The sequence below is a fragment of the Moorena sp. SIO2C4 genome, assembly GCF_010672485.1.
Classification (GTDB): domain Bacteria; phylum Cyanobacteriota; class Cyanobacteriia; order Cyanobacteriales; family Coleofasciculaceae; genus Moorena; species Moorena producens.
Window position 1 is genome coordinate 1 of sequence record NZ_JAAHGN010000852.1, and the last position, 3,400, is coordinate 3,400.

Here is a 3,400-nt window from a genome sequence, read left to right on the forward strand (position 1 = left end):
GTGTGTTCTTGGAGAGTCCCGTAAGTTCGACCGCCTTACGGAGTGGTATTAATGCCATCTCCTTAATCTACCATAATTTAATAGTAAGTGGTAGATTAGTGGAGGTTTTTGTTAACTGTCACAAGCCCTTAGATTAATCCGACGGCGCAATATAGCACTACTGATATCGACTGCGCCGTTTAATCAGACCAGAACATAGAAAAATGTCCACAGTTGCTCGTAACGCAGGGACTGTAAACTCAGAAACATCTGATCACCTAATCCTCCAGCACCAATAATCCCCAGTACTGTTGCTGAGCGAATGGCACAGTCAAAGCGATAGACACTGTAGGAAAGAAGATTGAAAAAGGCTTGGGGAATCAGACTGTAGAGAAGTGCAGTTAAGGGGGATACGCCACTATTGAGCAAGGCCATTAACGGTTCCCGTGGGGTTTCATCCAGAATTTCTGAAAAGACCTTGGCAACGATGGCACCATAGGGAATAGCGATCGCAATTATGGCCACTAGGGGATCTAACCCCCAGATATTGAGGAAAAATATCCCCCATATCATCTCATGAATCGCTCTAGGAAAGGCCAGCAGTCCCCGCATGGCTAGCCAAATACTGTGGTGCATGGGCCAGTGAGGAAAGACGGTCAACCACCACACTTGTGACGTTAAAATTCCTCCTACCATCCCCAGCAAGATACTCAGAAAGGTTCCGCAAGCGGCATAAGCGAGGGTGGTAAGAGTGGCATTCAGGGTCAGGCGCAAAAACTCAGGACTAATCTCTGGGTGCCAACTAGCCCGCAAAAATCGCCAGAGTAAGGGAAATCCACCGGGATTGAATAGGTCTTGTTGAAATATTCCAGCTTGGTAGGCGGAAAGAGCAATAGCAACAAAAAACAACAGTCCCCACAGCCGAAGTAGATCGAGTAAGGGTGGGCGAGATAACTGCTTCACCATTAAAACTAACGTCAATTTTGTTACCCCTACTCCCTACTCCCTATTGCCATTAACTGAGGATGAAAATCTCTGACCCAATTGAGAACTGCTATATTTTTTGATATGCTTAATTATCTCTGTTCTGTCACTCTCCGCAAACTTTTGTATTTTCGCGCATTCTATAACTTTTGTAGTTCAAACGATTGCCAGATTTTTTTCTAGCAACAAATACAGTATCCAAGTTTTTCTAATAGGATAGCTTGTATTGATTGACTGATAAGGCTTGTGTAGATTGGCTTCCCGGAGAGTGACAAAAGCCGGAGAGTGACAAAAGAGGGTTATAGCATTTTTCAATTAGGTGAGGTACAAAGTTTCGGTTTTTAGGGAATAGGGGACATGTAACAGCGAACATGGAAAAAATTTTGTGTACCTCATTATACTATAAAACACTAGAATAAATTAATAACTCAAAATAAAATAAATATAAATTTTTGATTTTATTTGAAGTTTACCGGTCAGATTGCTGGTAATATTGATTTTGGGCTTGCTAACAAGTCAACCATTGATATTGCTGAAGCATGATAGTAGTGCTCGCAAACCAGAAAGGGGGTGTTGGCAAAACAATGGTTACCATCTGACCCAAAAATTGGCTCTTGCACACTTTTGGCCAAACTTCCGCGCACCCCATAGCGGTTCCTGGGGGATATCTAAGAAATTTAACACTATTTTTAGATGATGCTCATTTCATCAGCAAATCCGGGAGAAGCAACATCCAGCGGAGCTCTTAGAGGTGGCTAATATTGCTAAGAAATGTAATGCTCTTGTTCGATCATGCTCATGTCATGAGACAATCGGGTAGAAGCAGCTGACCGTAGTGATTGATGATGTTCTATGATCATCAACAGGATAATTCCCACCTACTACTACAAGATCTATTACCAGATTTTTTTGTGTTAAGCTAATCACTGGCAATCTAAATTCACAACACCACAATGAAATAACAAAAAGCGTTCAAACCAAGTCCCAGAAAGCGGTTTCCCTGATTTGTAACTATCTGACCGAAAAAATTCCTAGCCATTACCAGCGATCGCTAAATTAACGGCAAGCTTCAATAGTCAGTTGAAGCAAAAGTATCGCTTGCTAGGTTATTGGATTGATAAATTTTTGGTCAACAGAGGAAATCCGAGATTAAGAAGAGTTTAAGGAGAAAAAAATTGACTGTTTCCCAAGACAAAACGCAACTGAACAACCATGGTTTAGGTTTAAATTCCGTAGATCCAGAGGTCTTTGCGATTATTGAGCGGGAAAACCAAAGGCAAAAAGACAATATTGAATTAATTGCGTCAGCTAACTTCGTTAGTCGCGCTGTATTAGAAGCCACTGGCTCGATTTTGACCAATAAGGTGGCTGAAGGATATCCAGGTCGTCGCTACTTTAGCGGCTGTGAGAACATTGACGAGTTGGAAAACTTAGCAATTTCCCGTGCTAAGGAATTATTTGGAGCCGCTCACGCCAATCTTGAACCCTACACAGGGTCTCAAGCTAATCATGCAGTTTATCTGACTGTCCTTAAACCGGGCGATCGCATCTTAGGGATGGATCTCGGTCATGGGGGGCATCTGAGCCATGGTGCGAAATTTACCATGACAGGTAAAATCTATGACTGTCATTTTTATAAAGTCGATCCACAGACAGAGCGTCTGGACTACGATCAGATTCTCGCCCAAGCTCAAGAGATTCGTCCCAAACTAATTATTGCTGGTGCGAGTTCCTATCCCCGCATCATTGATTTCCAACGCTTTCGGGAGATTGCTGATCAAGTCGGAGCCTATTTATTGGCTGATATCGCCCACATCTCAGGATTAGTTGCAGCCGGATTACATCCTTCTCCCGTTCCCCATGCTCATTTCGTCACCACCAGCACTCAGAAAACCATGCGTGGACCCCGTAGTGGCATGATCTTGCTGGGAGAACATTCCGCACCAGAATTTGCTCGCAAGATTGATAGTGCAGTCTTTCCTGGGGTACAAGGCGCTGTTCACGTCCATGCGATCGCTGCAAAAGCTGTGATGCTCAAAGAAGCCATGTCTGACAGCTTTGCTGCCTATCAACGTCAAAACCTCGAAAATTCCAGGATATTAGCAGAAGATTTGAAGTCAAGGGGATTTCGCCTGGTTTCTGGCGGCACTGATAACCATCTGATGCTTCTCGATCTCACTGAGAAAGGTATCACAGGTAAAGAAGCCGAAGATCGCTTAGCTAGCGTCAGGATTACTGTCAACAAAAACCTGCTTCCCTACGATTCCCAGAAGCCTACCGTCTGTAGCGGTATCCGGGTAGGAACATCCGCAATCACAAGCCGGGGATTTGGTTTTGAGGAAATCCATTGCATTGCCGAACTAATAGATAAAATGCTGAGTGGCGAACCGACAGTTAATACCATTGCAAAGGTTCAAGATGAAGTCAGTCGGTTATC

2 protein-coding genes are annotated in these 3,400 nt (G+C 43.6%); one reads left to right on the plus strand and one right to left on the minus strand.

Features of this window, described 5'->3' with window-relative positions; all coding sequences use genetic code 11:
- Nucleotides 1-183: 183 nt before the first annotated feature.
- A complete protein-coding gene (locus F6K20_RS30240; protein WP_229414487.1) occupies nt 184-960 on the minus strand; it encodes a PhnE/PtxC family ABC transporter permease in 777 nt (258 codons plus the stop codon).
- 1,178 nt (nt 961-2,138) lie between these two features.
- Between F6K20_RS30240 and glyA the strand changes: the two genes are divergently transcribed.
- Nucleotides 2,139-3,400 (plus strand): serine hydroxymethyltransferase (gene glyA, locus F6K20_RS30245; RefSeq protein ID WP_287297172.1); only part of this gene is annotated, 1,262 nt, incomplete at its 3' end.